This is a genomic window from Protofrankia sp. CiP1_Cm_nod4, assembly GCF_982290645.1.
Map to the genome: position 1 here is coordinate 17,375 of NZ_CEVIVC010000077.1, position 5,996 is coordinate 23,370.

Genomic DNA, 5,996 nt, shown 5'->3' on the forward strand with positions numbered 1-5,996 from the left:
CGACGACGGGCGCCCAGTGGGCTGCCGAACATGACCCGCGGCCTGGGGAGCGGGCTTGGCGTGCCGGCGACATTGGTCGCGTTCAGCATCGAATGATTCACCGTCAGTGGGCTCGCCATCGATGGATCCGGCATCGCCGCAACGGTTCTTCTCGGCCGCGCGACGCCCGCCGCCACGAGCGCCTGGTGTCGGCCCGTCCGAGAGAGGGTATGGACCGCTCCGCCCGCCTCGGCTCCCGACGGCCGCACCCGCACCAACATCGGGAAGCACATGGGCCGGACGGACCCTCGCGCCCCGGCTCCCGACGGCCGCACCCGCATCCGCACGGGGGCCTCACGACACCGCGACGCCGCCTCGTCGCGGCCCCTCCGGGGTCTTCGGCCACCCCGGAAAACATCATGATCACATTATGGACAGCGGGTAGATTAGACATAGTCCAAAGAAGAGGAGACTCAGATATGATCAACAAGGTTGATCGCGTGGGTAGCCTGCTCCAAGCCACACTGGTAGAGTTTGTTGATCTTGCCCAGCAGGGCAAACAGGCCCACTGGAACGTCGTCGGCCCCCACTTCCTCCCGGTACACCAGCAGCTCGACACGCTGGTCAACGACGTGCGGCTGGGCGCGGACGAAGTCGCGGAACGCGCGGTGGCCATCGGCTACCATCCGGACGGGCGCAGCGCCACCGTGGCAAAGGAGACACCGCTGAGCGAACTGCCCGCGGGGCCGATCAGCGACGCCGACGCGGTGCGCGCGATCGCCAACCGACTACGGAAAGTAGCCGACGCCCTCCGTACGCGGGTGGACCAGCTCAACGATCTCGACCCGGTAACCCAGGACCTGCTGATCGGCCTCACCGCGACCCTGGACAAGCACACATGGATGTTTGGCGCACAGTTGAACTGAGCGCCCGGCTACGTACCGCGGGCCTGCGGGCCACCGGCCCCCGGCTCGCGGTGCTGGACGCCCTGATCCGTCTCGGCGGCCACCGGCGGGCCGACGAGGTGCACAGCCACCTGACGGGCCAGGGCCGCGATCTCGCTCGAGCCAGCGTCTACAACGTTCTGCGCGACCTCACCGCCGCCGAGCTCGCGCTGCTGGTGGACGTCGGCTCGGGCGTGACCCTCTACGAAGTGGGCGGCACCTTCCACCACCACTTCGTCTGCCGCTCCTGCGGATCGGTCCAGGACATCGCCTGCGCCGTCGGCACACCCCCCTGTCTGCGTCCGGACGCCGACGCCCATCCCGGTATCGCCAGCCTGGACGAGGCGCGGATCGTCTTTCGCGGTCTGTGCTCCGGCTGCGGCGCGCTTCGTGGGAGCGCGCTACTCCCGTGAGGAACGTGCCCGGCAAGCACCAAAGCTCAAGGCCACGTCTCGGCCATGTCTCACCACGATCGCAGACGGCCCGTCCGGCCCTGCGCCCTGTGTCCTGCGCCCGGGTCGTCGCCTCATCCCGCGTCCGGATCTCCGGCGCCGGGAGCATCCGTGGCCGCACGGGTGTCCGGGGCCGCGGACTCCAGCAGCCCGCGCAGCAGGCGCGCCTGCCCGGGCGACAGAGCCGCGGCGAAATGACCCAGTGCCGCGTCGGGGTCGCCCGCGCGCTCCAGTGCCGCGAGCATCTGGGCGGCGGCGTGTTCCTCCTGACGCCGGGTCGGGTGATACATCCAGAGCCGACGGACGCGGACCCGCTCGACATGCCCCTTGCTGATGAGACGGGCGAGCGTGGTGGCAATGGTGCTGTGCGCGAGTTCCCCACCCAGCTCCCGCTGGATGTCGCCGGTGCTGACCGGTGCGCGCGCCGCCCAGACGACCGCGAGGACCGCCGCCTCCAGCTGGCCGGGCTGGCGCCGGGCTGCCAGGCCATCGGCGGCTGGCGGCTGGCGGCCGCTGTCGTCTCGTGCGGCGTCGCCTCGTGGGGCGTCGCCTCGTGGGGCAGGTTCAGGGCCCAGAGTAGTCAACAAAGACCGTCCTTGGATGCGTGAAGGGCGTGGCGGCGGCATGATCCGCCGAAGTGGCAACAGCTGGCGCGGATGGCCGGTGTGTCGGTCGCGACAGGCAGGCACCGATACGCCGCGGCGGGGCCCGGAAACATCGAGGAGCCCGCCGGCACTGAGAAACCTGCCGGCGTGTGGCATCCGGACAGCGGCAGACCTGACGTGGCGTGGCGTGGCGTGAGGTGGCGTGGCGTGGCGTGAGGTGAGCAGCGTCGCCCGGTCGTCGGATCGGTCTCCTCGGCGGAGGACGACGCCGACGGATCAACGTGCCGGCAGCGGCTGTGACGGTCCCGACCGACCGAAGAGGGCCGGGTCCTGCCGGGCGCGGTGCCGCCGGCCCCCGCCGGAGCGGCCACAGCGCCGTGGGCCGCGGGCTACCGGGGCAGGCAGCCGCCGGAGCGGCCGACGCTCATCTCACGGCCGGCGGACGTCCCGCGGCGGTCCCCGGCGAGCCATCGCGTGCCTGAGGATCCCGGTCGCCGCGGGAACCACGGAGCAACCGCGTGGCCGGGCCAGGAGCGCGCCGTGGTCGGCAAGGGCCGTCCGGCCGGGCAGCGCCGCCGGGAGCAGGATCGACAGTGCGGCGTGAACGATGCGGATGACGAGCGCCCGGGCATGACCGACGGCAGCGGCGCACGGCCTGCCGGCCCGCCGTCCGGGCCGCCCGGCCGTGGCCGGCACACGCGAAAGCGCGGCCGGGCCATTCGCCCAGGCACAGCTTTGCACCATGTGCCGCGGCCCACCCATCTGTAGTCGGTTGCATCGCCCGTGTCACGGGGTTACATGTGGTCGTGTGACATATGTAGTCGCCCGTGGCTACCCACGTCATCCGCGGGAAAATCTGGTGGAGAACCTCACACCTCGCTGGTACGCCACGTCACCATTCCGGCCGGAATCCATGGTTACGTCGACAAATGATTACCAGGCGCGAGCGCCCTGCCACCCGGGAAAGATTTTATCCGCGAGCGACGGGAGCGGACTCCGCGAACCGGCCGGAAATCTTTGTGGCCGCCCCCTCAGCACGAACCCGACGTATTCACACTGGCGCGGATCGCACACGGCCGGCCCCGGCCGCACCAACGCCCGTCCGTCCGCCCGTCCGCCCGTCCGACCACAGCGTGGCCACGCAGCGGCCGCACGCCGGCCGGATAACACTGATCATGCGCCGCCGGGCGCACGCCGCCGCAGCCGCCGGACGTCCGCGGCCCGAGGCGAAGCGTGGAGCCGGAGACCGAACAGCATCCGGACACCCAAGCAACAGGAGAAGCACTCTGAAAAATCAACGAATGAGCAACGAGCCCCAAAACAGGATAATACTGGGCAACAGGTATCGAACTACCGTCGCCGGCCGGCTGGTACCGGACGACTAGTGCCGGACGGCTGACACCGCCCGATCGGCACTATTCGACTGGTATCGGCCGACTGGGACCGTTTCGGCCCATCGGGACCCCGGTGCCGTCGCGGTCCGGCCACGGTGTCCGCCAGGAGTGGCCGCGACACGCGGGCGACGACACGCACCAGGGACCGCCCAGGCGTGGACCACCTGGACAGCGGATCCGAGAAAAGGTCTCGAGGGATCTCAGGCGGCACGCAACTGGGCGGTCCGCACCAGCGCGTCACATGTTTCTTCGGTACGTGTCACATCAACGCCCAGGGATGCCACAAAGGCATTCAACGCCTCCTGTACGGCGACCACCGACTCGTGTGGGGACACCGGGCAGTCGAGCTCCAGGAACATACCCAGCCCGTCGAGTTCGTCCACATAGAGCGACATGTTGCCCAGGCTGGCCGTCCGCCGGATCTTGGCCACCCGTACCGTGGGACAGAAACCCATGTTCAGGATGGCCTGGTGCATCTGATCACGATCGGCGACCTCGGTCTCGAACGAGACGTACGCCTGGGCGTTGATCGTGGGCTGTTTCAATGTGAAGAAATGACGGTTGTTTATCGTGCGCAGCCGCGGGAAGGACACCCCCAGCCGACTGTCCTCGAAGGTCCAGCGATCAGGGGCGTACGCCTGGTCGTCCTGAAAGAACGGCTCACCCAGCTCGATGCCTCGCGCCTTGAGGGTCAGGAAGAGCGCCTCCCGGTCCCACACGTGGAACTTGACCTTAACCTCACGCACACGAGCCTCCCCATCGTCTACCCGGCGATCCCCCGAGGCGACAACCTGACACATAACCAACCAACCAGAAGTGGCGCCCACCGCCAAAGCTATAGAGTCGGATGGGCGTTGGATGCGAGCAAGCAGCCCTGACTACATCTTTCTAGCGTGTGTCCGGGGCCCGGGGCACGATATCAACGTCGCGGTGACAGCCAGCAACGTTAAGTACACGATCCGGCCTTCGTCGAGGTCTCCTGGACGCAGGCCGGCGCGTCGCCCGTCCCCGAACGACGCTCGCCTCCACGCCGGGCCTCGGATGCCGGCGTCGCATATCCGCAGGCAGACCTCCATCAGGTTACGAGCATGTTTCACAACGGACGCCGTTCGGATCTTCGTCCGGCCGTGCGGTGATGCGCCCACGGTGCGGTCGGCCTCATCGTCGGCATCGTGGTCGATCACAGGCCGGCAAACCGGGGGACAGCCCCGACCATGCGCCGGAATCCCCGCCAGCCAGCGGGCGGGCAGCTCGTCGCGGAGCCGGCCACCGCGGGCCGCCGGCCTGCGCGGCCCCGCCCGTCCCGCTTTCCGGAAAAGCCCGGAAAGCCGTCGGAGCAATCATTTACCGATACGACCGGCCGCCGCGCGGGCCAGCGGATCCGGCGTGTGCGGAAGCCGGCCCGGTGAAATCCGGGAAACCCGGGCCGGGGCCCGCCATACGGCATGGCGACGGCCCCGGAAAAGCTGCCCGGAACAGTTCACCCACCGAGTCGGCCAGCTATGACAGCCGTCGTCGACGGCGGTCGCTCCCGCGTTCGGCGGCCCGGGCCGGCGGCTCGGAAAATCGGAACGACATCGCCCCGGGACGAATGAACAACGTTTTCGCGACAGCGAAAAAGGGATCGGGGCGGCCCACGGCCACCAGGCCCACGGCAACCATGACAGGACCGGGCCGCGCCGGCATGACGTCCCGGCCCCGACGGCGGCGCCGGCAGACGACATCCGCCGCTCGCTGACCGCCCGACCGCCACCACGCACGACCAGGACATGGCCCGGGAGACGACCGGGACATGGCTGCGGTCACGACCGCGGCAGCGGTCCGACTACGGCAGCGGTCCGGCCGGGGCGTGGACCGGCCGGCAGCGGGCACGGCTGGACGACACCGACCCGGCGTCGTCCAGCGGCAGGCCTCAGGCGCAGACTCGACAAGCACGCGGACACCATCACGCCCGATCAGCCCGGCGTCCGATCAACTCGGCGCGTACAGCCTGGCAAGTTGCCCGGAAAGATCCGGGTATGCTCCGATACAGACCGAACTCGGACGCCGGAACAGCGAGGAGAAGCGGATGAGGCCCACACCCGTGGACGGCCACACCCGCACCGAAACGGATCTCTACGGCGAAAGCACCGACATCCGTCCCAAAGGGCACAGGCTGAACCTGCGTGCGCTGACGGACCGACGGCGCCGGCTGTGGCTGGGGATCGGCGCCACCGGGCTTGTACTCGTCATCATCGTCGGCATCCTCCTCACCCGGGGCGGACAGGAGCCGGTGCCCACCCCGGCAGCCGCGGCCACCGCGCACCCGAGCACCCTCGCCGGACCCACCGAAAAGGCCGCCCCGCCCCGCCCCCTCGGCCGCTGGGTTCTCAGCGCCGGCACGAGCCCTCTCGAAGGGCAGTCCATCCAGGGCGGTACCGAGATCACCCTGACCGCGGGCACGGACACCCTGGACAAGGTCGAGCGGGTCAAGTTCTCCCTCGACGGCGACACGGTACTCGATGACCGGGACGCGCCGTTCAGCGTCCCGCTGGGCAATCCGAGCCCGGGCAAGCACACCCTCACCGCCCGGGTCCGCACGGACGACGGCAGCGCCGAGGTCGAGTCCACCTTCACCGTCAC

At 69.6% G+C, this 5,996-nt stretch carries 5 protein-coding genes; 3 read left to right on the forward strand and 2 right to left on the reverse strand.

The window, feature by feature from the left end:
• Window positions 1-458: 458 nt before the first annotated feature.
• Both AC5LSR_RS15280 and AC5LSR_RS15285 read left to right on the forward strand, forming a co-directional pair.
• The gene (locus AC5LSR_RS15280; RefSeq protein ID WP_250285003.1) at window positions 459-905 is read left to right on the forward strand and encodes a Dps family protein; all 447 of its coding nucleotides are present in this window, start codon (window positions 459-461) and stop codon (window positions 903-905) included.
• The gene (locus AC5LSR_RS15285; protein ID WP_250292622.1) at window positions 878-1,336 is read left to right on the forward strand and encodes a Fur family transcriptional regulator; all 459 of its coding nucleotides are present in this window, start codon (window positions 878-880) and stop codon (window positions 1,334-1,336) included. The genes AC5LSR_RS15280 and AC5LSR_RS15285 overlap by 28 nt, the downstream gene beginning before the upstream one ends.
• Window positions 1,337-1,449: 113 nt before the next feature.
• Here the strand turns inward: AC5LSR_RS15285 and AC5LSR_RS15290 are convergent, their stop codons facing one another.
• Entirely contained in the window at window positions 1,450-1,962 is a 513-nt protein-coding gene (locus AC5LSR_RS15290; protein WP_250287043.1) for a BlaI/MecI/CopY family transcriptional regulator, read from the reverse strand.
• A gap of 1,612 nt (window positions 1,963-3,574) precedes the next feature.
• Complete coding sequence (locus AC5LSR_RS15295) at window positions 3,575-4,120, reverse strand: class IV adenylate cyclase (protein ID WP_250287040.1); 546 nt, start codon at window positions 4,118-4,120, stop codon at window positions 3,575-3,577.
• Between the two features lie 1,322 nt (window positions 4,121-5,442).
• Here AC5LSR_RS15295 and AC5LSR_RS15300 point away from each other — a divergent pair.
• The coding region (locus AC5LSR_RS15300) for an Ig-like domain-containing protein (protein ID WP_493468604.1) at window positions 5,443-5,996 on the forward strand (554 nt) is incomplete at its 3' end.